We start from the raw sequence: 24,655 nt of genomic DNA, 5'->3' as shown, positions 1-24,655 counted from the left end.
ACGATGGCGACGGTGTGCGTGTCGCCGGGATGCACCTCGCCGCGCCAGAACAGGACCGGCGGCGCATCGTCCAGCGTATGCAGCAGGTGCGGGTAGCGCGGATCGTCGCGCGGCGCGATCTGCACGCCCGCCGCCAGCCAGCGCCGGATATCCGCGCAGGTACGGTCGAGATCGACGGCCAGGATCGCGGCGGCGAGCTTCGGCCCAATGCCGGAAACAGCCATAAGCGCCGCGCGCGGCGCCTGGAATACGGCGTCCAGCGTGCCGAAAGTATCGAGCAAGCGATGCAGCGTCTTGCCCCCCAGCCCTGGAATCAGGCTCAAGGCGACGATCTGCACGAGATCGGGCGCGGGTTCATCGAACATAGGCGGATGATCATGAGGCGCGTGGCACGCGCCGCCACCGGACGAAAACAGCCGCTCTCAGCGGCCCCCGCATAAGCCTATACCGGAGCGCCGCGCCGGGCAACCGCGCCGATCTTCACTTGTCGTTTGACGCCCCGCGCGCGACAATCGGCATGGTGAGAGCAGCCAGGGAGCAGATATGGAAAATCGCATTCGTATAAGCTGCGCCGTGCTGTGCCGGATCGAGCACGAAGGGCGCTATCTGCTGTTAGTCAATGAGAATCGCCGCCGCCGGGGGGTATACATCTTGTCCCCGATTGGCGGCGCGCTGATCGTCGAATCGCCTGCGCCGCTGTTGGAGATGGGCGCGGCATTTGAAGATCCCAATTCCAAAGATCTGCGCCTGTCGCTGCCGCACGGCGCGCTGGATGCCTTCCGCGTGTGGTTTTATCGCGGCGAAGGGCGCGAGCTGACCCCGTTCCGCGAGCTGCACGAAGAACTGGTGCTCGAATCCGGCTTGCTGCCGATGCTGACCGCCCACGATGTCGAGTGGCAGCGGTTATGGACGGCGGAGCAGGAGGGATTCACCGGGCGGTTGGGGCAGACCGGCGTGCTGACCCACTATTTCCTCGAAATCTACGACGTGAAGTTCGTAACGCCGCGCTCGCTGGGGCTGCTGCTCGATCTGCCGCCCGAAAGCGGCGCGTCGTGGGTCTCGCCGGACCTGATCGACACCTGCGGCACGATCGAGATGAATCTGGATGGCGAACGCCGCACGGTGCGCATCAACGGGCAGGCGGTGCTGCATCCGCCCACGGATGCGCGCACCATGCCGGAGTTTTAGCGGATCGGCAGGTGATGGATGGCCGTTTTTACAGCCGGACCGGTTGAAGCGCGCGATGTGGAACCGCAGGACGCAGGCGCGCTGCAGACACTGCTCGAAGGGTGCGAGGACTACTCGGCGTTGGTCGAAGGGCAGCCGCCCGACGAAGAAGCCGCGCTCGACGTCATGAGCGACGTTGCGCCCGGCAAGTCGCTGGCCGATAAGCGCCTCCTGGGGCTGTGGCAGGGTGATGCGCTGGTCGGGGTGCTCGATGTGATGCGCGGCTATCCCGAGCCGGAGATGTGGTTCATCGGCCTGTTTCTGGTCGCGCCCGCGCAGCGTGGGCACGGGTTGGGAGCCGGGGTGATCCATGCCTTCGAGGACTGGGCGGCAGGGCAGGGTGTGCGGGCGCTGGGCCTGGGTGTGGTCGAGCCGAACGTCGCGGCGATGCGTTTCTGGGAACGCATGGGCTTTCGAGAGACGCGCCGGACGCCGCCGCGCCCCTTTGGGCGCAAAACGCATATCGTGATTGTGATGCGAAAAACCCTGGATGTAAATCGTCAGAAGGTTTGATGTGGGTGTGCCCACAAGCCCGTTCCCCGCGGAGCCAGGCTTGTGGGGGGTCACACCCGGGATCTGAGCCGTGCGCCGAAGTGGGGGGCTACTTGGCGGCGGCGTCAGTCTTTGCGTACGCAACTGCTTCATCACAGGACATAAAGAAACTAACCGGCGCTTTGCCGTACTGATCTTGCTGCTGGATGCTCTGAACACCGAGCTTGTGAAGATCGTCGCTGACGACGAACATCGTGGTCACGTCAGGATCGTTGCTGCCACCTTCGCGGTTCACTTCACTGCCCATGCCCTGGACCATCTCGCCAAAGTCGAGCTGCGCCTGGGAGAAATCCAGAATGCGGTAAACATGTTGTTGTGTTTCACGCTTGAATGCCACGACCTTTTCCAGCATCGGGTCTACGACTTCTAGCGGTTCGACCCAGCCGGTGAAGTGGACGATAATAATGGGTTCCCCCGGAACTTGTTCAATCTGCATTGCCATGATGATTGCTCCTCCCCAGAAAAAATAGGCGAATCATTGATTCGCAATAGCTATTTTATTGAAACTTTTCAATAGTTCAATGAAAATTTACACATTAAATACAAATAGTTTCTGTTCAAAAAATTATCTCTCTTACATCTACTTTACATATTTACGGTGTGTGAAATATGTTTTAAATTATTATCAAATAACAAAATCACCATTACTTTAGTATTCTGTTCCTATTGACCTCCGTTGTAAAATTTTCTAAAGTGGCTGTGGGCGTGGAGTATCTGTAGCGTCAGCCGGGTCGGCTGATGCTTTCTTGTTATTTCCCACGTCTCCCAATGCTTAGCGCGCTTGAATTCAGCACTCTCGCTTTCTATCCAGGCAAAGCTGAGTCCGCTTCGTATATAAGGAGACACCTGCATGACAACTGCACTGAAATCCCGAACCTTGGAACTGCTGTATAACGACATAGAAACGGCGGCGCAAATCTGCGGGGTCACTCCTATCAAGGAGCAGTACCAGCCGGTTATGAGCGCGTACGAGAGCTTTTTCACCGGCTCGGCTGTGGCTATGCGGACCACATCGCATCCCGTGGGCAAGCGCGACCTTGACGTGCGCTATGTGGACACCGTGATCCAATACGACCCGTACCCGCTGGCCGTCGAAAAGGGCTTCCTGACCCCCGATGGTCACCCAGTCTATAATGCAGTATCGGCGCTGAACGCGGAGCTTACATTCTGCGGTTACGGCGTGGATGTTAGCGTGACGCACGGCCTGCGCAAGATCTGGCCGTTCATGGGCGTTCGCACGCCGGTTGAGGACGTGTGCGCCGTTGCCGGTCTGCCCGACAGCGTGCGGAACGTGATGGACTATTACAAGAAGTACGACCTTGCGACCGTCAGCCTGCTCGCGGTGGATTACGGCAGCCGCACGGTGAACCTGTACTTCTTCACGGGCGGACGTCCGCTGTTCTCGCCCGAAAAAGTCGCCGGGCAGATTGCGGACGCAGGCTTCGAAGTTCCCGGTGAGGACGAGATCCTGACCAACGCCACCGCGGCATCGATCTACCTCACGTTCAACTGGGAGTCGTCGGAGATCGTGCGCCTGAGCTACGTGCTGCCTGTGCCGCTGGAGCACGTTCCGATCAAGCTGCCGGAGCACCTGCTGCGTTTCACCCGCGAAGCGCCGACCTACGCCGAGCAGCGTCGTTACATCTACAACACGGCCTATACGCACACCGAAACCTACACCAAGATGGAAGTGGACTACACGGCGACGATGGGCGATATGCTTCAGAAGCCGATCCTGGTGGCCTGATCTGGCCCTTTCGCCAGACGCACCGTTTTACTGTACACCGGGGGGCGCATCGCAAATGCGCCCCTTTTTCTTTGTGTCCCTATACCCACTGCGCCCAGGGATCGTCGGGATCGCGCGCGCCGTAAATGACCGTGATGCGCACCATGTCTGCCCAGACGCGGAACGCCGCCTGATCGCCGTTCAGCCGCCAGCGCATTTTGCGCGGCAGGCGCAGCCACGCATACGCGATCAGCCGCCGCTCCTCGCGGGACGCGATCAGCAGCAGGTCGAAGTACCAGCGCGGCAGCATCACGCGCAGGCTCTCAAAGTGATTCATGGCGATCGCCGCGCCGAATGCCATCAGCGACAGGATCGAAAAGATCAGCGGCAGCAGCGTATTTTGCAGCAGCAGGATCTGTTGGGTGAGCACGCGCATGATGAGCGTCATCATGATCGCCCAGATGCCGAGCGACACCGCAAAGCTGATTGCCGGGGCGGGACGGCGCTCCTCGCCGTAACGCCGGAAGCGCGCCATGAGCGGCTCCTTATAGAAGCCCGTGAGGACCGCGCCGAAGTAGACCGTCGCGGCGCTGGTGATCAGCGCGCCAGTCCACAGCATGATGTTGGAGATCGAGATACCGTCCATTGCGCCCCCGGTCCTGGTCCGGTGGATAGGCTCCCAGTATCTCTATTGTACTCCTGTGAGGGCCGGGCGTTATCCGGTAGCGACGTCTTCGAAGTCCAGCGGCACGACCTCGAACCACGTATTGCCCGGTTTCAGCGGCAGCGGCAGCGTGCCGTCTTCGTCGCGCCAGAAGGTCAGCGGCACGTCTTCTTCCCAGCGCATCCACCATCCGTCGCTTTCTTTCCCGTCGCGGAAGACCCTGACCGGCCCCAGCGTCCAGATCTGGATCTCGGTGGAGAAGCTCTTGTTGCCCTGCCATTCGCTTTCCACGATGCCCAGATCCGGCTGGTGGTAGGCGTAAACCACCACCACGTTCGCGGCGGTGACCTGCGCGTTGTTGTTGGCGTCGCGGTGCGGCTCGCCGTCTACGAATCGCGCGTACCGTCCGGTGTCCGGATCGTACTGCCATTCGACCCGATCCGGCCCGTAATCCACGGTGATCGAATCTACGTGCGTGTTGTTGTCGGGTGGGGCGGGGTCGAACGCGATGTCGTTGATGACGGGCGGCGTGTTGATGCCCATCGTTTGCGCGCGCGCCCACACTTCGGACGGCACGGCGAACAGGTTGTGCGGGACTTCGATTTCGGGATCGCGGAAATAGAGCGGCTGCCCGACCGTGACGCCCTCGAAGGCACGCGGCGCGAAGGGCAGCGCGGCGATGCGCTGGCGGATCGGCTCGCTCGCGCCGGAATAAACCAGCAGCGTGCCGTACATGGACGGGATCTCCAGGTCGATCAGGCGCGCGGAGCGGATCGAGCCGACGCGCGGCGGCGTGTGCGTCCAGAAGATCGCGGTGAAGCGCGTCAGGCTGCCCTCGACGTAATGCTCGAACACCATATCTGCTTCCGAAATGCCCGCCTGGGGGCGCACGATGTCCGGCGCGTTCGAGATCTTGGCAGCCAGCGGGCGGCGCTGGAGCACGCTCGGATCGTCCACCGTCAGGCCGGTTAACGGATTGTAAGCAGCGGGGTAGTCAGCGGTTGGCGTCGGGGTGGGCGGCCCGGCGGTCGGCGGCTCGTCCGTTCTGGCGGGCGTCGCCGTGATGCGGATCGCGCCGGGCGTGTCGGGCAGCTCGCACGCGGCCAGCAGCACGGCAAGGGAAAGCAGAACGGCCAGCACGCCGTAAACGGGCGGTAAAGGGCGCTGCCGCGAAGATCGATGGGTGGGAATCCGGTTTCGTCGAGACATTTTCACAAATTATTCGTCTATCCAGTACTTAAGGCTCCTTGTCCCCTGAATCAGTCGAATGTAGCATAATATGGAAAGTATCCCTAACATCGTGGGATAACCGTAGGACAGCAATTCCGAGCGCCGTCTTAACGCTAAATTATGCTTTCTTAATTCAAATTGACTCGCCTGCTGGGGCGGGGTATAATGCCGCGATCAATACCGCTTGGCCAACACGCGGTTCTCCCGCCAATTCGAAATTCATTCCGAGTTAGGAAACAGCGCCGATGGCACTCAAAGGGAACCTGGCCGACTTTAGCACCACCCAGATACTCAATCTGATCAACCTGGCTCGGAAGACCGGGACGCTTCGCGTTTATGAGCCGGTGGTCACCAACGAAACCATCACCGATGGCGCGGGCAACAAACGCCCGAAGATCGTGCCCGGAACCGAGCGCGCGTCGGCGTCGTTTCGTGAAGGCAAGCTGATCCTGGCGACGATGGGGATCCAGGACGGCCATCTGGCGAACGTGCTGCAAAAAGCTGGCAAACTCAATACGGAGCAGGCGCGAATCATTCGGGAGCGTGGGGCAAAGTATTCAGACAAGGCGCTGGCCTTGATGCTGATCAATGCCAACTACGTGAACCAGACTGATATCGTGCGCAGCATCCAACAGCACACCGTGGATATTGTGTATGACATGATGGCGTGGGCCAAAGAGCCGTTCATTTTCCAGGAAAATGAGCTGCCCCCCGCCGACCGCATTACCGTGCCCATCGACCTCAAGAACGTTATCATCGAGGGGACGCGCCGCATCAAGGAGATCAAGCCGCTCGAAGACGAGCTGCCCAACCTCGATATGGCGCTCAAATTCCCCGACTCGCCCAGCGAGAAGTTCCGGGGTATTCATCTCAGCGTCGAAGAATGGCGTGTTGTATCCTTTATCAATCCGAAGAACTCGATCCGGCAGATTGCCAAATCCTGCAATATGACCGACACGGAAATCCGCCGTGTGGTCTACGGGCTGTTGCAGGCCGGTCTGGTCGAGCTGCTTAAGCCGCCGCATCTGCAGCCGCAGCCGGTCGGCGCTCCCGGTGCTTATGCCGGGCCGCCGCGCCCGCAGGTGACAGTGAAGCGGAGTGTTGTAGAGCGTTTGATTGCCCGGATCAAAGAGACTTAACCCGGGCCCGGTTCCGCCTGGCCCGTTCGCGTAGGCTCATTATGATGGAAGAGTGAAATCGACCATGCCCATTCAAACCGTCAAAATGGTCGTCACCGGCCCGTTCAACGCTGGAAAGACCGAATTCATCCGCTCGATCAGTGAGATCGATGTCGTCACGACGGATGAGGGTATTTCACCCACGTCGGCGGAGTTTGGAACCAAAGAGACGACTACTGTGGCGATGGACTTTGGCCGCATCACCGTGGATGACGACCTGGTGCTCTACCTGTTCGGAACCCCCGGACAGCGCCGGTTTGACTTCATGTGGGAGATTCTGGCCGAAGGTATGCTCGGCTTCGTCGTGATGGTGGACAGCTCCAAGCCGGAGACGTTCCGCGAGGCCAAGAGCATTTTGGAGACGTTCCGCGCGTACGCCCCAACCCCCTACGTCGTCGCGGCGAACAAGCAGGACCACCCCGAAGCCTGGGCCGCCGAAGACTTGCGCATCGCGCTGCGGATTGATGACGACATCAAGCTGCTGCCGTGCGTGGCGACCGACAAAGAAAGCGTCAAAAACGTTTTGCTTGAACTGCTCTACTCCATCCTTGAGGAGATGGAAGAGACGTAGCATTAACCCCCGGCGCGTACCGGCTCCCATAACGGCGGGAGCGGGCCGATCTGGTGGGGTGGGGATTCATCACGTGCCGTGTGAGGGGGGCCAGCGTGCCATCACTAGTCACTGAACCGGGGATCATTCATTATGAGACCTACGGACGTGGCCGGCCCGTGCTGTTACTGCACGGCTGGTTGGGTTCGTGGGCGCTGTGGCGCGATACGATCGAGGTCCTGGGGCGCGATTTCCGTACCTACGCGCTCGACTTCTTCGGCTTTGGTGAATCGGGCGTCGTTGCGGACCGGCAAACTCGCCGCACCAGCGCCTATACCGTGCCCATTTACGTCGAGATGGTCCATCAGTTTATGGACCGCATGGGCATCGTCAAAGCCCCGCTGATCGGTCATTCGATGGGCGGCACGGTGTCGCTGAGCATGGCGATCAACCACCCGGATAAGGTCGTTAAGGTGGGCGTCATCGGCTCCCCGATCGATGGCAATTCGCTGAACTTTTTACTGAAGCTGTCCGGCAATCCGAAGATGGCGGCCTTTTTCTGGCTGTTCGAGGGGCGCGGGCTGCGGGTGTTCCTGAGGGGCTACAGCTACTTCATGGCCCGCGATGGCCGCGCGATGTCGCGCATGATCAATAAAGATGTGTCGATGATCAGCATGGAGTCGTTTTTCCAAAGCATCGGCACGCTGCGCCAGACCAATCTGCGGCCCGAACTTGGCAGGGTATGCGTGCCCACGTTGGGCATGTACGGCCAGCGCGACATCATCGTGCGCTCCAGCGAGAACCAGACGCTCAAGGCCGGTGTGCCCCACGCGCAGATCGAATGGTTCCCGGATGCGGGCCACTTCATCATGATGGACTCGCCCGATCGCTTTATCAATACGCTGCGGACGTTTTTGCTGAGCAACGGCAGTTAGCCTCACCCATCACCTGTTCCAAAGGCCGGACGGCTCGCAGATCGGCACATTATTTCCTGACCGCGCTATTGTGGTGAAGTGTTTACGATTGTTTACCGAAAATCTAATGGCTGCTAAAAACTCATGCGCAAGTTCACCATTGAAGACGACCATCTGATTTTCCCGTTTAACGAACCCGCACGGGATTTGAGCATCCTCAACAAGCCGCTGAAGATCCACCACGCCGATATTCTGGACGACCTGCTGGGACCCACCCCCGCCGAGCTGCCGCTGCATTCCATTCAAGAGATGGTCGGCGTCGGGGCGGACGAGGGCGAGCTGGTCGTTTACCGCGACAGCCTCTATTTCGACCGCGAGTTTTTCAGCGCATTTTTCGAGCGCGCCCGCGCCAGCCGCCTGCCGTGCCGTGCTGCGCTGCCCTCCGACGACGCCGCGTGGATGAAGTACACCGTGCCGCTGTCCAAGCTGGAAGCGGTGCGCGACGCCGAAGGGCGGGTCCGGGCCTATGCGCTCGACCTGTGGTACTTCCCGAACGGCTACGTCGAGCCGCGCCAGTGGCGCGTGCTGCCCATCCCCAGCGATTATAAGGAAAAGGGCTACTACAACGTCCCCGACTCGATGGCGAACATCCGCCCCAACGTCAAGACGGGCGCGGAGGGTGGGCGCAGCTTCGACCTGACGCACCTGCTCACCGAGCGCTCGTGTCTCTCGATCGACAGCTGGGTGCACGTGTACTTCGCCAATATCATCCTGGGCGTGTTTTCGCGCGGGAGCCGCTTCGAGGAATATCTCGCCAAACACAACCTGTTTTCGCTCAAGGTGCTGTTCCGCGCCATTCTGGAGCAAAAACAGGTGCTCTCGTGCTCCAAGCTGGTGCAGATCGGGGAAGGCACGATCATCGACCCGTCCGCCGTGATCCTGGGCCCCACCACCATCGGGCGCGGCTGTTACATTGGCCCCGGCGCGGTGATCGACAACAGCATCATCGGGGACAACGTCAACGTGGCGCAGGGCTGCCAGTTGATGCTGAGCGTGGTCGGCAACAACTGCTTCCTGCCGTTCCGCGCCGCGCTGTTTATGTCCACGCTGATGGAATACACCATCGTCGCGCAGAATACCTGTGTGCAGATGTGCGTCATCGGGCGCAACAGCTTTGTCGGCGCGGGCACGACCTTCACCGATTTCAACCTGCTGCCTGCCGCGCTGCGCGCCATGAACGCGTACGGCGAGCTGGAAGACACCGGACAGCCCGTGTTGGGCGCGTGTGTCGGCCACAACGCGCGCATCGGTTCCGGCATGGTCGTCATGCCGGGCCGCGTGATCGAATCGGACGTGGTGCTGTTCGCGTCGCCCGATCGCCGGGTGATCGCGCGCAACGTCACGTACGAGGAGAGCGACCACCACAAGACGCGCCCCTCCATCGCGCGCCTGCACCGCCGCCGCTATCCGCGCCACATCGACACCGGCACGGAAGATTCTTTCCTCGAAGAATGGTAATGGTCCAGGCGGATACGGCGTGCGCAAGCGAACCCGTGACTCTAACCTTGAGACGTAGACTCTGATGCTGCGGCGACTGGCACGCTTTGAGTACCATCCCCCCCGCGAACGGCTGCCCGCTCCGGCCTATACGATCCTGCTGGCGGTGGTGTTCGTCGCGGCGCTGGTCGCGGCCTACCTGTTCGTCCGGCCCATCAACGACGACGACTGGGTGCGGCTGGCGCAGTTTCTGCGGTACATGCTGCGCCTGCAAAACCCGTACGACCTCGATCTGGGTATGCACGACGCCGACCTGCGCGCCTACGGCATCGAGTACGGCTACGTGCCCTACAGCCCCTGGATCGCGTTCTACTTCGGCATTTTCGCCTACGCGACCACGCGCTTTGCGATTGCGCTGTTGATCGCCACCTGGATCACGATCATTCTGGACGACGGTTATCCCCAGGCCCTGCTGCTGATTTTGCATCCCGCGTTCATCATGTTGTGGGCGTCGGGCAACATCGAGTTTTTCGTCAGCGGGGTAGGGCTCTGGCTGATCTGGCGCGGCGTGCGCGGCTGGCGTCGCGGCGTGGCGCTGATGCTGTTGGCGATCAAGCCCTATGCGCTGCCGCTGCTGCTGGTGCTCGAAGGCGTGCGTTTGCTCTGGGAGCGCGACTGGCGCGCGCTCGCCACGATGGCCGCGATCTTTCTGGTGGCCGTGGCGCTCTATCCCGGCTGGATGACGGACGTGATCCCCAGCTTTTTCAACATCGCGCGCAGCAAAAGTTACGCCGAAGCCAACAACCTGCCCGCCTACCCGTTTTCGGTCTTTGGCGCGTGGGGCGTGCTGCCTGCGCTGGGCGTGACGCTGATCATCCTGGTGCTGATGCGCAAGCGCCTGTCCGAGTTCCGCACGCTGGCGGTGCTGCTCAGCCTCGTCTGGACGCCGTTCAACCATCCCTACAGCTACGCGGTGCTGCTGCTGCTGTTCCGCCGCTCGTCGTGGTGGCGCGTGCTGCTCTATCTTGGGCTGGGCCTTGCGACGCTGCCGTTTTTGTTCCAGGAATATCACCACCTGGAGCGGTACGGCGTGCTGGTGTTTTTGCTGCTGGCGGCGCTGCTGTCCAGCCCGGACCCCGATCAGACCGAGCAGGCGATCGCGGCGCGGCGGCACCAGCCGGTCTTTCCCCCGGTGCGCTGGCTCGTGCCGCGGGGTTTGCCTGCTGTTGATCGTTAATGTAAAATGAACGTATGGTAAATTACAATGGGGCCGAAAAGGCTTGGCTGTGACTAGCGACGATACCTTTGCATTCATCATCCACCCGATCAGCCCGAAGGCGGATGTATCGCGTAAATGGCCGTTGGTCGGCAAGGTGCTGACCGAGGGCCAGATCAATTTCTTTTCGCGCTTTTTCCCGCCTGTGTACATTTCCGAAATCACGGGCATTCGTTCGGTGGCGACCGGGCGAGAGCTACGCGGCTGGTTCATCGCGTGCCCGTTCACCCCGGCGACCATGCTCAAGCTGCCGGTGGAGACGGTTTACCGCAAGATCGTCGCGTGCGGCGGCATGGCCGACCGGTTGGGAGCGCGGCTGCTGGGCCTGGGTGCATATACCTCCGTCGTCGGGGACGGCGGCGTGACCATCGCCGAGCGGCTGGAAATGCCGGTCACCAACGGCGACTCGTACACGGTGTATATGGCGGTCGAAGCCGTGCGCGAAGCCGCGCGGCGCATGCGGATTCCGCTCGATCAGGCGACGGCGGCAGTGGTCGGCGCGACCGGCACGATCGGCAGCGTGTGCGCCGAGATCCTGGCGGGCGACGTGGCTGAGCTGGTGCTGGTCGGACGGCGGCAGGACGCGGTGGACGCCGTGCGCGAACGCTGCGAAGGCCAGCGTGCGCATGTGACCGCAGGCTGCGACGTGAGCGCGATTTACAACGCCGATCTGGTGCTGACCGTGACGAGCCAGGTCAGCGCGGTGATCGAGCCGGAGCACCTCAAGCCGGGCGCGATCGTCTGCGACGTGGCCCGCCCGCGTGACGTCTCGGTGCGCGTGGCCCAGGTCCGCGACGACGTGCTGGTGATCGAAGGCGGCATGGTCGAGGTCCCTGGCCCGGTGAACTTCAACTTCAACTTCGGCTTTCCGCCGGGTAAGTCCTACGCCTGCATGGCAGAGACGATGGCCCTGGCGCTGGAAGGCCGTTACGAGGATTACAGCGTCGGCAAGCACATCGACCGGGCGCGCGTGGAAGAGATCGGCGCGATGGCGTCGCGGCATGGCTTTAAGCTCAGCGGATTCCGCAGTTTTGAGCGAGCCGTGACCGACGAAACGATCGAGCACGTGCGCGAGCGGGCGCAGCGGCGGTTAGCTGGTTGCTAAGATCGATCGCGCCAGTAGCCATTGTGGGCGTTCGAATGTATAGTTAGGACCCTAACGGTGCTATGCCGCCTGACAAGTGAATACGACGAACTCCCTGATATGGGGAAGGTGGACGGGTAATGAGCAAGGGCCGAATCCTGGTTGTCGAAGATGACTTCGACATCTCCAATATGCTGAAGATCTACTTCTCGGGGCAGGGGTACGAGGTGCAGGTTGCGCCGCGCGGCAGTGAGGCGCTTTCCCTCACTCGCAAGCAGCTTCCGCAGCTGATCGTGCTCGACATCATGCTGCCGGACATGAACGGCTATGACGTGTGCCGCGATCTGCGTTCGACGACGCGCACCAGCCATATCCCGATCATTTTCCTCACTCAGAAGGACGAGCGCAGCGACAAAATCGCCGGGCTGGAACTGGGCGCGGACGATTATATTACCAAGCCCTTCGACATCGAAGAGCTGAAGCTGCGCGTCAAGAACCAGATCGAGCGCTCCGAGCGCGACAATACCACCGACCCCAACAGCGGCCTGCCCAGCAGTTTGCTCATCGAAGATAAGCTGCGCGATCTCATGCGCGACGAGCGCACGTGGTCGTACCTGGACCTGCGCATGACCAGTTACGAGGCGTTCAAAGACGTCTACGGGTTCGTTGCCGGGAACGAAGTGCTGCGCTTCATGGCCCTGCTGATCGGGGAAGTGCTCGACGCGCTGGGCACGCCCGACGATTTTGTGGGCCATGCGGGCGGCGACAACTTCGTGATCATTTCCTATTCGCCGCGTTCCGAGGCGCTGGCCGAGCGGCTGACGGCGAGGTTTGCCGAAGACATCCAGCAGCATTATTCGTTCATCGACCGCGAGCGCGGTTTCATGATGAAGGAAAACGAGAAAGTGCCGCTGATGACGTTGGCCGTCGGTGTCGTGTCCAACGCCTCGCGCAAGTTCGCGGATATCCGCGAGATCACCGAGCTGGCCGCCGAAAGCCGCCGCCGGGGATCGACCAACGATATCGCGCCGATTGCGACGGAATGGTGATCCGCGTCGTCCGAGCAAGCTAGGATCAAGAAGGGTGACACTCACCGGAATCCATCCGATCCGCCGGTGAGCAAGCAGGGCTGATGATTGAAGTCTTCCTCATAGTCGTAGGCGTGATCTTCTTTGCGTGGCTGTACGCGCTGATCCGGCAGACTCAGCGTGCGATGGCGTCTGCCACCGTGTCCGCGCGTCCGGTGGTTCCCGTCAACCTTACCCCCGGTGAAGAGGCCGTGCTGCTGGCCGAAGGTCGGGGGCGCATCGTGTGGGCCAATGACGTTGCGCGCCAGTGGTTCGAGATGGATGGCGGCACGCCCAGCCTCGGCTTGATGACCCAGATGATCACCCCGCCGGACGTCTTGCTGGACCTGCTCGCTGAGGGCGGTTACGCGTCGTTCCGGTTGGGCAAGCGCCGCATCGAAGCGGTGTCGCACGCCGTGCCCGAAGCCGGGGGACGGCGTATGGTCGTGGTGATGCGCGAAGGTGGCGCCGGCGGCGGGGGCGGCAAGACCGATTACGATCCCCTGCGCGCGATGTCGATTGCGACCGATATCAGCCAGGTGGTTGGCTCTGGCCTGACGCTGAGCGCGACAATTGAAGGCATTTTGCGCACCGTCCGCCCCGTGGTCGCCTTCGAACGGGCCGAGATCTGTTTGTGGCAGCCGGAAACGCAAACGCTGCGGGTCGCAGGGGAGGCCGGGGATCCGCCGCCGGAGCGCGAAGGGCCGCCGGTCTACCAGCTTGGCGAAGGCTACAGCGGCTGGATTGCGGTATACCGGCAGCCGCTGCTGATTGGCGATGCGTTCTCCCGCGCCGACGTTTCCCAGACGTCGCGCGTGCCGTTTAGAAGCTATCTCGGCGTGCCGCTGGTGGTGTCGGGCCGGTTCGTCGGCACAATGGGCCTGATGAGCCAGCAGTTGAACGGTTTTACGCAGCGCGATCAGGCGCTGTTGATCGCGCTTTCGGAGCAGATCGCTGCGGCGGTCGAGGTGGCGCGTGTCTACCGCGACCAGACCGCCCGCGTGGCGGAGTTGAGCGGCGTGCAGCAGATCACCAGCGCCCTCAGCGACCTAGAAAACACCAGCGAATTGTTCAGCCAGCTCACCTCGCGGCTCGCGCAGGTGATCGACGTGCGCGTGTGCGGCGTCCTGGCCTACGACGACGAGACGCAGACCTTCCGCGCTCAACTGCCGTTTTACGGCGTCGAAGATGACATCATGCGCGGCTACCAGCTTGCGCTCGTGCCCGGCACGGATCTGTACGGGATCTGGCAGCGCCCGTGGTGGTTCACCAACGATCCCGATGATCCGCTGCTCAGGTCGATGGAGCTGGACGAGCTGCACGCGGCGGTGGAGCTGCACAGCGTCGTGCTGATCCCGATGGTGCTTGGTGCGCGGCGCGTGGGCCTGCTGCTGGCGGCCAACCGCCAGGATACCCGGCCCTTTACGCAGGACGATATGCGCTCGATCACGTCCTTCGCGGCCCAGGCGGCGATCGTGGTCGAAAACGCGCGCCTGTACGTAGAAGGGCAGCGCCGCACGCACGAATTGAGCGCCCTGCGCGAGATTGGGCAGGCGGTCGGGGTGCTGCGTGCGCCCACCGACCTGTACGCGCAGATCACGTCGCGCCTCGCGGAACTGCTCAACGCGACCATGTGCGGCGTGCTCCTCTACGATCCCGAGGGCCGCCTGCTGATCAGCCAGTCGCCGTTTTATGGCATGGACGACGACGACGGCGTGGCCTTCTACCGCATCCCGATCCCGCCGGGCAGCGCCGCCGAACAGATCTGGCTTCGCAACGAGCCGTGGAGCAGCAGCGACCTGCGCCACGACGAGCGCGTCGGCGATTCCGATCTGGCGCGTCTGGCGTCGCTGGTGGGCATCCGCCAGACGATCATCGCGCCGCTGGTGGCCGGGGACCGTCACCTGGGTGTGATTCAAGTCGCCAACAAGCGCGGCGGCGCGGCGTTCGATGAGGACGACGCGCGTATGCTGACGGTGTTCGCGGGGCAGGCCGCGCTGCTGGTTGACAGCGCACGCGTCTACCGCCAGATGCAGCGCCGCACGCACGAAGCCGAGGGGCTGCGCGCCATCACCGAGATCGCGTCCGAACCCGCTCCCGGCGACGATACTTTCGAGCAGGTCCTGGTGGCGATCGCCAACCTGCTGGAATCGAACGTGGTCAGTCTGGCGCTGCTGAACGAAAACACCGGCCAGCTTGTGCTCGCCCCGACGACCGTCTGGGGACTGTCGCTGGAGCAGCCCTTCGTCATCGACACGTATTCGCCGGGCTTTGAAAACAGCGTTCTGGTATCCCGCCAGTCCTTCATCAGCAACAATCTGCGCGACGACCGCGATATCCTGCCGCCCTACCGCACCCTGATCGGGCAGTTCAACCTGATCAACGCCATTCAGGTCCCGCTGTCCATCCACGGGCAGAGCATCGGTGAGCTGACCGTGGCGAACCGCATCGGCGGCGAGCCGTATACGCCGGACGATGCGGACGTGCTTGAGGCGATTGCGACGCAGGTCGCGGCCATGATCGACCGCATGCGGCTCTATCAGGCGACCGATGCCGGGCTGCGCCAGCGCCTGCGCGAGTTGGATTCGCTCAACCGCGTGACGTATGAATTGAGCCAGACCCTTGAGCTGGACCGCGTGCTCGAAGTGGTTCGCCAGGAGATATTGCGCTCGACCGACGCGACGGCGGCGACCATTGCGCTGCTCGCCCCGCGTGACGACTGGCCCGCGCCGGATGATCCGGTCCTGGAGCGCCGCCTGGGCGAAGAAAAGGCCCTCTCCGATCTGGCTCCCGTCGAGCGGCTGGCGATCTTGCGCGGCGACGCGGTGCTGGTGGCCGATTATGCGATGGAGGCGAACCTCCCCGCCGCGCCCGAAGGCGCCTATTCAGCGCTGGCCGCGCCGGTCGTCTTCGACGACCAGTCGATGGCCGTCATTCACATGTATGCGGATATACCCGGCGCGCTGGATTCCCGCGTGATCGAATTCGGGCTGGCGATTACCAATCAGGCCGCGATTGCCATCGGGAACGCGCGGCGCTACCAGGAACAGATCGCCGCCAACCGCCAGTTACGCGTTCGCGCCGAGCGTATGGGCCGCATCTCCGAGCTGGGCGAGCGCTTCCGTCAGGGCGCGACGCTGCCCGATCTGCTCGCAGCCGTGGCGGACAGCATCCGCGAGACGGTTGGCTTCGAGGCGGTCCTGATCAGCGTCGTGGACGAGCGCGCGCAGGTGCTGCGCCGTACGGCCCAGGCCGGAATGTCCCAGGCGGACTTCGAGGCGGTGCAGCGCGTGAGCCCGCCGCTGTCTCAGGCCAACGACCTGCTGCAAGAGCGCTTCCGCATCAGCGCCAGCTATTTCATGCCCGCCGAAGGCGCTGCCGACGTGCTGCAAGACATCCCGACCTATTCGCTGACGCGTGAGCCTCAGCGGTCCGGGCAGCGCGCGTGGAATCCCGACGACCTGCTGTTGGTTCCCATTTACGGCGCGGAACGCCGCCTCATCGGTCTGATGAGCGTGGACCAGCCGCGTTCGGGCCGTCGCCCCACGCTCGATACGGTGGAGGCGCTGGAACTGTTCGCCTCGCAGGCCGCATTCAGCATCGAAAACTTCCGCCTGATCGAGCGCATCCAGCAGGAAGCGGAAGCGACCCGCCGCGAGCGCGACCGTCTGGCACAGCTTCACCTCGTCACCAGCGAAATTCAGAACGCGCCGGACGTGCCCTCGCGCCTGCAAGTCGTGGCCGACGGGATCAAGCAGGCGGGGTGGAAGCGTGTGGTGATCACCCTGCGCGACGAGCGGCTCGAACCAACCGCCGTCATCGCCGCCGGGTACGATGACGACGAATCCGAACTGCTGGCGGCGCGCGTGCTGAACGGCGAGCGCTGGCGGCAGTGGATCAAGGACCTGGAATTCCACGAGCTGAAGCTCGGCGCGGGTTACTATCTGCGCTACAGCCATCCCTGGGTCCGGCGCAACGTGTTCAGCGGGCAGTCTGCCGTGCCCAGCACGGCCCCGTTCGATACGTGGCACCCGCAGGACACGTTCTACCTGCCGCTGGTCGGCCAGGACCAGAAGCGCATCATCGGTATCATCGAAATGACCGAGCCGGTCGATGGCCGCGTGCCGACCGCCGCGTCGCTCCAACCGTTCGAGCTGTTCGCGTCGCAGGCCGCTGCCGCCATCGAGACGGCGCGCCTCTACCTGGAAACGGTGCGCGCCGCCGAGCAGGAACAGCGCCTGAACGAGATGATGGAGGCGGTGTCCGGCTCCCTGAACGCCGACTCGGTGATCGAGGCGATCGGGCGCGGCCTGCAGCAGATGGTGCCGTTCACGCGCATGAGCGTGGCCCTCTACGATGACAGCACCGCCGAGTTGAATATCATTCAGGCCAGCCTGACCGCTGGCGGCGCGGTGACGGTGACACGCGGCGATCCGCTCTCTGTGGACGAAACGGCCCTCGGTGCGGCGTACCGCGAGATGCAGCCGCGCCTGTACCGGCTCCAGTACGAGTCGGCCTCGCGCGCCATTTACCGCGACCTCGACACGTGGTATGCCAGCGGCGAGCGCACGACTCTGATCGTGCCCACCATCGTCGCGGGGCAGGCGGTCGGCGCGCTGCATCTGGGCAGCGAGCTTGAGAATGCCTTTGGCTTCCGCGAAAACCTCGACCTGATCCAGCGGCTGGCGAACTTGGCCGGCGTCGCGCTGGAAAACGCGCGCCTGTTCAACGAGGCGCGCCAGCGCGCGACCGAACTGGACGCCCAGGCCCAGCGGTTGGCGGTGATCAATCGCATCTCGACGCGTCTGGCCGAAACGCTCGACCCGCAGGAAATTTACCGCATCGTGGTGGGCGAGCTGGCCGAGGCGCTGCACGTGCAGCACGCCGGTCTGGTGCTGATCGAGGGGCCGACGGCGGGCAAGCTGGCGATGGACTATCCCTTTGCGGATACGCTTCCCAACCTGACCATCGGCCTGGAAGGCAACCTTTCCATCGAGCGTGTGCGCGAGACGCGGCGTCCGCTGGTGTCTTCCGATGTGCTGACCGACCCGCTGTTCGAGCAGGCGTGGGACGCGCTGCGCGAGCGCGGCACGCTCTCGATGATGATCGTGCCATTGGTCGTGGGCGAAACCCTGATGGGCACGATCGGCCTGGACTCGCTCGTCCGGCGCGCCTTCACCGAAGCCGAAGTGGAGCTGGCCGAAACCATCGCCAGCCAGGCGTCGCTTGCGATCGAAAAGGCGCGCCTCTATAACGAAACGCTCAGCCTGACGATCTTCAACCAGTCGGTCGTGGAATCGATCCGGCAGGGTATCGTCGTCATGGACCTCGACCTGCGCGTCCGGCGCATCAACCAATACATGGTCGAGCGTTACGGCTGGTCGCATAGCGGGGCCGGGCAGAAGCTGTTCGAATACCGGCCCGATTACGTGGACTTCCTCCGCCCGGCGATTGCGATCGTGCTCGGTACGAGCGAGCCGCAGGTGGAGTACGACGTCGAGCGCACGGACCCGTCCGGCGAGCGCTCGATCCGCAACTACTACGTCTACCCGATGCTAGAAGGCCGCACGGTCACCGGCATCGTGCTCCTGGTCGAAGACGTGACCGAGCGCGCCCAGCTGGAAGCGGACCTGAACCAGCGCGCGATCCAGATGGCGACCCTAACGGAAGTGTCGAGCCAGATCACGGCCTCGCTGGAACCGGATCAGGTGATTACCCTGGTGCTCGACGCGCTGGGCGGCGTGATCCCCTACGACGGCGTGACGCTGTGGCTGCGCGCGTCCGAAGGGCCGGAAGTGAACGTCGCGGCGGCGCGCGGGTACGCGGGCGCGGGGTCGTTGAACGCGGAAGATCTGGTGGGCCTGTCCGCCGAGATCGCGTCCAACACGCTGCTGGCGCAAATCATGGACAACGCCCGCGTGATCAACGTCACGGATATGGACACCGCGAACGCGCGGCTGCCCTTCATGAGTTCCAGCCCCTACAAGAGCTGGCTCGGCTCGCCGCTGATCAGCAAGGGCGCGGTGGTGGGCGTGCTCACGCTCGAAAAACAAGAGGCGGGCTTCTATACCGCGCTGGACGAACAGCTCGCGCTGACGTTCGCCAACCAGGCGGCGGTCGCGCTGGACAACGCGCAGTTGTTCCAGGAAACGCGCGCCCGTGCGCTCGCCCTCAACGAGCAGGCGCAGCGTCTCGCGCTGCTGAACCGCGTGTCGCTGGCGCTGGCCCAGACGCTCGACATCGAAAATATCTTCGAGATCGCGCTGCGTGAAGCGGCGATCGCGCTCGAAGTGAGCGAAGGCTCCGCCATGCAGATCGACCCGCGCACCATGATCGGGCGCGTGATCGTGCACTACCCGCGCGGCGACGAGCCGCCCTCGGAGGTCTATGACCTTCAGGACAATCCGGCCATCGAAGACATGCAGCGCACGCTGATCCCGCTGGCGGTTGAGGATCTCGACACCGATCCGATGCGCGAGACGGTGATGGCGATGAGCCGCCGCACGGGCATCAAGAGTCTGCTGATCGTGCCGCTGGTGGTCGGCGGGAACGTGATCGGCACGCTGCGGCTGGAAGCGACCGACCGCAAGCGCTGGTTCAACGATGCGCAGGTCGAGCTGGCGCAGACGATTGCGACCCAGGCCGCGATCGCGGTGCAGAACGCGTCCCTGTTCGAGCAGGCGGCGGTCCGCAACCGCGAGCTTGAAACACTGTTCGAGTCCGCGCAGGCGACGGCGGTCACGCTCGACCTGAACGAAGTGATCCGCCGCGTGACGGTCCAGGTGCTCAGCGCCCTGCGCGCCGACGCGTGCACGGTCTTCCTGTGGGACGACGTGAACAATATGCTGGAAGTGCGCGATGACATCAGCGCGCGCATGGACGGCGTGATGCCCGACCAGCCCGGCGACCAGTACCTGCTGTCCGAGTACCCGCTGCGCGAACGCGCCCTGCGTGACCGCGAGCTGATCGTGGTGCGCACCACCGACAGCGACCTGCCCGAAAACGAGGCGGACATTTTGCAGCGGCACGGCGCGGCGATGCGCGTGCTCGTCCCGCTGGTGGTGAACGAGATCGCCATCGGTCTGGTCGAGCTGGAAACGCTCGATCCGGGCCGCTTCTTTGCCACCGACGACATGCGGTTGGCGCGCACGCTCGCCAGCCAGGCCGCCATCTCGATCGAAAACGCGCGTCTGCAAACCGAGACGCGCCGTACGGTCGAGGAACTGTACATCATCAACGACATGTCCGCCGGGCTGTCCTCTGCGACGAACCTGGGCGAGCTGCTTCAGGTGGTGGCCGACCAACTGCCCAACCTGACCGAAGCCGAGGCGCTTTACGTCGGCCTGTTCGACCCCGATCGCAAGGAATGGACTTTCCCGCTGGCCGTGGCGAATGACGAGCCGTTCGACATGCCGCCGCAGCCGCTCGGCAGCGACGAGTTCTCGCTCGTGTTACGGCGGCAGGCTCCGCTGCTGCTGGCCGGTGAGCATCAGGATGACGTCCGGCGGAGTCTGGGCATCAAGTCCCTGCTCCCGGATGAGACGCGCTGCTTCCTGGCCGTGCCGCTCTACGCGGCGGACGAGCTGATCGGCGTTCTGGCAATCCGTGACGACGATGACGTGCTGGCCTTCACGCACAACGACCAGCGCATCCTGACCACGGTCGGCTCGCAGTTGGGCGTGGCGATCCAGAGCGCGCGCCTGTTCCAGCAGACGGTCGAGCTGGCCGGGGTGCTCGAACAGCGCGTCCGCGAGCGTACGTCCGAGCTGGAGCAGGAACGCCAGCACATCAGCACGCTGTACCAGATCACGACCGAGCTGGCGACCAGCCTCGACATGGAGCGCCTGCTGGACCGCGCCCTGGCGATGGTGGCCGAAGCGGTCGGTGCGACCCAGGCCGCGATCATGGCCGTGGACGCCAACAACGACCGTCTGCTCGTTCGTGCGCGCTTCGGGAACGACGCCGAGCTGGGCACGGGCCTGGACTCGCTCGATATCGGTGAAGGCTTGGCCGGATGGGCGATCCAGAATCACCAGAGCCTCGTCGTGCATAACGTCCAGCAGGACCCGCGCTGGCTGCGGCTGGGCGCGGCGGACGATGTGCCGCAGGCGGCCATCGCCACGCTGATCGAGGCCAACGACGACGTGCTGGGCGTGATGATGCTCTACCGCGACCGCCCCGGCGCGTTCACCGAAGATCACCTGCGGCTGGCATCGGCGGCGGCCAATCAGGTCGCCAACGCGATGAACAACGCCGAGCTGTACTCGCTGATCCGCGATCAGGCCGAGCGTCTGGCGACGCTGCTGCGCCAGGAGCAGGTCGAGGCGACCAAGAGCAGCGCCATCCTCGACTCGGTGGCGGACGGTGTGGTTGTGGCGAACCCCGATGGCCGCGTGATCGTGTTCAACTCGACCGCCGAACGAATTCTGGGTCTGCGCGCCGACGAGGCGATCCGCAGCGACCTCCTGACGTTCGCCGGGACGCTGGGCCTGAACACGCTGCGCTGGGTAGAGGCGATCAACGGCTGGCTGGATGCTCCCGCCAGCTACAGCCCCGGTGAGTTCCTCGAAGAACGCGTGGAACTGAACGATGGCCGGGTGCTCAGCGTGCGTTTCTCGCCGGTGACGATGGAAGATCAGTTCCTGGGCACGGTGGGCGTGTTCCGCGACATCACGCGCGACGTCGAGGTGGACCGGCTCAAGAGCGAGTTCGTGGCGACGGTGTCGCACGAACTGCGCACGCCGATGACCTCGATCAAGGGCTATGCGGACCTGCTGCTGCTCGGCGCGGCGGGCGATATCACCGACCAACAGCAGCACTTCCTGGAGACGATCAAGCACAACGCCGACCGCCTCAGTATCCTGGTGAACGATCTGCTCGACATCTCGCGCATCGACCAGGGCCGCATCGAGCTGCGTTTTGGCGCGGTGAACCTGGACGACCTGCTGCGCACGGTGGCCGATCACGTTCGGGGCCGCATCGAGGACGAGAAGCGCAAGATGAACGTGGCGGTGCGTTTGCCCGAAGGCGAGAGTCTGCCGATCTGGGGCGATTATGATAAGATGGCACAGGTGTTCACCAACCTGGCCGACAACGCGTTTAACTATACGCCCGACGGCGGCCAAATCACGCTCGCTGCGACGTATGATGCCAAGGCGGGCAATGTCACCGTGGCCGTAACCGATACTGGCATCGGTATCGCGCCGGATCTGGGCGAGCGGATTTTCGAGCGCTTCAACCGGGGCGATGAAACACAGGAACGAGTTTTGAATACCCCCGGCACGGGTCTGGGCCTGTCCATTGTGCGCGAGTTTGTGACGATGCATCATGGCCGGATCTGGTACGAAAGCCAGCCGGGGCAGGGCACGACGTTCTACGTTGAACTGCCTATCAAGCAATCGGAAGCCGCTTCGACGACCGCATAGCGGTCACCACAGAGGTCATTAGAGCTGTATGGCGAAGATTCTCGTAGTTGAAGATGAGCGCGATATCCGCGATCTCATCGAATTCACTCTCAAGTATGCTGGACACGATGTCGTGAAGCTCACCAACGGCGCGGAAGCGATCCAGGCCGTGCCCCAGGTGATGCCGGACCTGATTTTGATGGACGTGCGCATGCCGCGCATGACCGGCTATGAAGCATGCCGCGTGCTCAAGACGATGGATGATGTAAAGCACATTCCCGTGGTGTTCCTGTCGGCCAAAGGCCAGCAGTCCGAGATGGACAGCGGTATGGACGCCGGAGCCTACGATTATATCCTCAAGCCGTTTGCTCCCGATCATCTCATCAAGCGCGTGGCCGAAGTGTTGGCTAAGCTCGGGATCGACAGTCCCAGCCGTGGGCTGGGCGGCCTGGGCTGAGCCGCCGCGCAGCGATGGGAATACTATGAGCGCAATTACGGTCGAAGGCGATCTAATCCATTACGAGGTGTTGGGCCGGGGGCGGCCTGTGATCCTCGTGCATGGATGGCTGGGATCCTGGCGGTACTGGATTCCGGCGATGTCACAGCTCAGCTTGAAATATCGCACGTACGCGATTGACCTGTGGGGCTTTGGCGATTCGGGCAAAGACCCGCGCCACTACGATTTCGCCTCGCAGGTGTCGCTTATTGACCAGTTCATGACGCGCATGGGTATTGCCAAGGCTGCGCTGATCGGGCACGACCTGGGCGCGGCGGTCGTGGCGCACTTCGCCATGACGCAGCCGGATCGCGTGCCGCGTATGATGGCCGTGTCGCCGCCGCTGTTCCGGCTGTCGCCCGGCACGCCGCTGATCACGTCCACGCCTGAGCCGCCGCCCGCTGCCCAGCCGGTCACCCCTCCGGCTGCGCCGCCCGCCGCCGTCAAGCCGCCCGATCCGCCTATCACGGTGAAGCCTGTATCGCCTGCGATCCCGGCAGCATCGGTGCCCTCGCCTGCCGAAACGCTGCTCAAGTCTCCGTTCCGCGCTGCGCCGCAGCTTCCCAACGCCGACACGATCCCCGCGCGCACCGACGAGATGAAGACGCGCTTGCAGCAGGCCGCGCTTGAGGCGCAGAAGGCTGGCGGACTGGCTTCGCCGACTCCTGCCGCGCCGCAGCCGCCCAAGCCGGGTGACGGTGCGTCGCAGCCTTCGTCGTCCTCGCCCTCCCCGACACAGGTATCGCGCAATACGCCGCCTGCGCAGGTTCCCCCGGGCGCGCCGCCTTCGGTGACGCCGCCTCCGGCTGCGCCTGCCGCGTCCACGCCCGATGCCGAAAGCCGCCTGCCGAATCCGCTGCGCGATCATCTGGACGTGCTCGATCCGGTCACGCTGCTGGAAAAGCACGTCGATGCCGGGGCGGACCTGGAGAAGCTGAGGGTCGAAGTCAACAAGGCGGACAAGATGGCGGTGGCGCGCAGCGTGACGTCGTTCGCCGGGGTGGATACCCTGCGCGATCTCGCGCGCCTGACCGTGCCCGCGATCGCCGTCTACGGCACGAACGACACGTTCCTGCCCCCGCCCGATTCAGAGATGATCGCGCGGCTCAAGGAAGGGCGCGATAACTTCCAGTTGATCGGCCTGGAAAGCGGGCGTCACTTCCCCATGCTGGAAAACATCGAGACGTTCACGCGCCTGCTGCTGGACTTTCTGGAGCTGCCCAACGTCACCGACGTGGAGATCAAGAAGAAGTGGGAACGCCGCGTCAGGTAGCGATTAGCCGTTAGCGGTTGGCGATTAGCCAAAAGCTAAAAGCACTCTCGTGTTCGCCGCAAAAAGGAGTGTAAGAGGGTGCGAGACTTCAAAACGCTCCAGGTGTGGCAGAAGTCGCATCAGCTTACACTGGCTGTATATGCAGCTGCAGCGGCATTTCCGCAATCCGAGCTGTATGGTCTGACGAGCCAGGTCCGGCGTGCATGTGCGTCCATTCCGGCCAATATCGCGGAGGGTGCGGGGCGCAACGGTGATACGGAATTCGCTCACTTCTGCTCGATTGCGATGGGATCGGCCAGTGAACTGGAATATCACCTGCTGCTGGCACACGATCTCGGCTTCTTACCCGACGCGGATTACGTCTGTATTCAAGCAGATTTTGTCGAAGTCCGACGCATGCTGAACACCTTTATGCAGCGTCTGCGTACTGGGTGACGATTTTGACCTGTGTTTTTAAGCTTTTAGCTAACCCGATGTACAGGTTTATGGACTGACAAAAAAAGGAGCTGCTTGTAGG

18 protein-coding genes are annotated in these 24,655 nt (G+C 63.2%); 14 read left to right on the top strand and 4 right to left on the bottom strand.

Going from position 1 to position 24,655, the window contains the following annotated elements; genetic code table 11:
* A partial coding sequence (locus V7116_RS17265) for a helix-hairpin-helix domain-containing protein (RefSeq protein ID WP_324393205.1) occupies positions 1-365 on the bottom strand: 365 nt, incomplete at its 3' end.
* Positions 366-543: 178 nt separating this feature from the next.
* Here V7116_RS17265 and V7116_RS17260 point away from each other — a divergent pair.
* Together V7116_RS17260 and V7116_RS17255 are read left to right on the top strand one after the other, a co-directional pair.
* Positions 544-1,188, top strand: coding sequence for an SMODS-associated NUDIX domain-containing protein (locus V7116_RS17260; RefSeq protein ID WP_324393204.1), 645 nt, complete (start codon positions 544-546; stop codon positions 1,186-1,188).
* A gap of 18 nt (positions 1,189-1,206) precedes the next feature.
* On the top strand, positions 1,207-1,740 hold the full coding sequence (locus V7116_RS17255) for a GNAT family N-acetyltransferase (protein ID WP_324393203.1): 534 nt from the start codon (positions 1,207-1,209) through the stop codon (positions 1,738-1,740).
* Between the two features lie 88 nt (positions 1,741-1,828).
* Here V7116_RS17255 and V7116_RS17250 read toward each other — a convergent pair whose 3' ends face one another.
* Positions 1,829-2,221 (bottom strand): hypothetical protein, encoded by a 393-nt coding sequence (locus tag V7116_RS17250; RefSeq protein ID WP_324393202.1) that lies wholly within the window; start codon positions 2,219-2,221, stop codon positions 1,829-1,831.
* Between the two features lie 408 nt (positions 2,222-2,629).
* Here V7116_RS17250 and V7116_RS17245 point away from each other — a divergent pair, with 408 nt between their 5' ends.
* Positions 2,630-3,526 carry an aromatic prenyltransferase gene (locus tag V7116_RS17245; RefSeq protein ID WP_324393201.1) on the top strand — a complete coding sequence of 299 codons (897 nt, stop codon included), beginning with the start codon at positions 2,630-2,632 and terminating at the stop codon, positions 3,524-3,526.
* Positions 3,527-3,605: 79 nt separating this feature from the next.
* On the opposite strand, the gene V7116_RS17240 is transcribed toward V7116_RS17245, so the two are convergent.
* Together V7116_RS17240 and V7116_RS17235 are read right to left on the bottom strand one after the other, a co-directional pair.
* On the bottom strand, positions 3,606-4,151 hold the full coding sequence (locus V7116_RS17240) for a hypothetical protein (protein WP_324393200.1): 546 nt from the start codon (positions 4,149-4,151) through the stop codon (positions 3,606-3,608).
* Positions 4,152-4,220: 69 nt separating this feature from the next.
* Positions 4,221-5,378: a DUF3048 domain-containing protein gene (locus V7116_RS17235; protein WP_324393199.1), complete on the bottom strand. Its 1,158-nt coding sequence runs from the start codon at positions 5,376-5,378 to the stop codon at positions 4,221-4,223.
* A gap of 266 nt (positions 5,379-5,644) precedes the next feature.
* On the opposite strand from V7116_RS17235, the gene V7116_RS17230 reads away from it, so the two are divergent.
* The 11 genes from V7116_RS17230 (at position 5,645) to V7116_RS17180 (ending at position 24,573) form a co-directional block, all read left to right on the top strand.
* Positions 5,645-6,538, top strand: coding sequence for a DUF4388 domain-containing protein (locus tag V7116_RS17230; protein ID WP_324393198.1), 894 nt, complete (start codon positions 5,645-5,647; stop codon positions 6,536-6,538).
* Between the two features lie 70 nt (positions 6,539-6,608).
* Positions 6,609-7,148 (top strand): GTP-binding protein, encoded by a 540-nt coding sequence (locus V7116_RS17225; RefSeq protein WP_349258545.1) that lies wholly within the window; start codon positions 6,609-6,611, stop codon positions 7,146-7,148.
* 95 nt (positions 7,149-7,243) lie between these two features.
* A complete protein-coding gene (locus tag V7116_RS17220; protein WP_324393196.1) occupies positions 7,244-8,062 on the top strand; it encodes an alpha/beta fold hydrolase in 819 nt (272 codons plus the stop codon).
* A 123-nt stretch (positions 8,063-8,185) separates the two neighbouring features.
* Positions 8,186-9,559: a hypothetical protein gene (locus V7116_RS17215; protein ID WP_324393195.1), complete on the top strand. Its 1,374-nt coding sequence runs from the start codon at positions 8,186-8,188 to the stop codon at positions 9,557-9,559.
* Positions 9,560-9,623: 64 nt separating this feature from the next.
* A complete protein-coding gene (locus V7116_RS17210; protein ID WP_324393194.1) occupies positions 9,624-10,775 on the top strand; it encodes a glycosyltransferase family 87 protein in 1,152 nt (383 codons plus the stop codon).
* A 49-nt stretch (positions 10,776-10,824) separates the two neighbouring features.
* A complete protein-coding gene (locus tag V7116_RS17205) occupies positions 10,825-11,919 on the top strand; it encodes a hypothetical protein (RefSeq protein ID WP_324393193.1) in 1,095 nt (364 codons plus the stop codon).
* A gap of 119 nt (positions 11,920-12,038) precedes the next feature.
* Positions 12,039-12,947 carry a response regulator gene (locus V7116_RS17200; RefSeq protein WP_324393192.1) on the top strand — a complete coding sequence of 303 codons (909 nt, stop codon included), beginning with the start codon at positions 12,039-12,041 and terminating at the stop codon, positions 12,945-12,947.
* An 83-nt stretch (positions 12,948-13,030) separates the two neighbouring features.
* On the top strand, positions 13,031-22,390 hold the full coding sequence (locus V7116_RS17195; protein WP_324393191.1) for a GAF domain-containing protein: 9,360 nt from the start codon (positions 13,031-13,033) through the stop codon (positions 22,388-22,390).
* A 28-nt stretch (positions 22,391-22,418) separates the two neighbouring features.
* The gene (locus V7116_RS17190) at positions 22,419-22,826 is read left to right on the top strand and encodes a response regulator transcription factor (RefSeq protein WP_324393190.1); all 408 of its coding nucleotides are present in this window, start codon (positions 22,419-22,421) and stop codon (positions 22,824-22,826) included.
* 25 nt (positions 22,827-22,851) lie between these two features.
* Positions 22,852-24,138, top strand: a complete 1,287-nt coding sequence (locus tag V7116_RS17185) for an alpha/beta hydrolase (protein WP_324393189.1) — start codon at positions 22,852-22,854, stop codon at positions 24,136-24,138.
* Positions 24,139-24,216: 78 nt separating this feature from the next.
* On the top strand, positions 24,217-24,573 hold the full coding sequence (locus V7116_RS17180; RefSeq protein WP_324393188.1) for a four helix bundle protein: 357 nt from the start codon (positions 24,217-24,219) through the stop codon (positions 24,571-24,573).
* Positions 24,574-24,655: the final 82 nt, after the last annotated feature.

The sequence above is a fragment of the Aggregatilinea sp. genome (assembly GCF_036822615.1).
GTDB lineage: Bacteria > Chloroflexota > Anaerolineae > Aggregatilineales > Aggregatilineaceae > Aggregatilinea.
The sequence above is the reverse complement of the archived record's forward strand: the minus strand, read 5'-3'. Positions and strand labels throughout refer to the sequence as shown.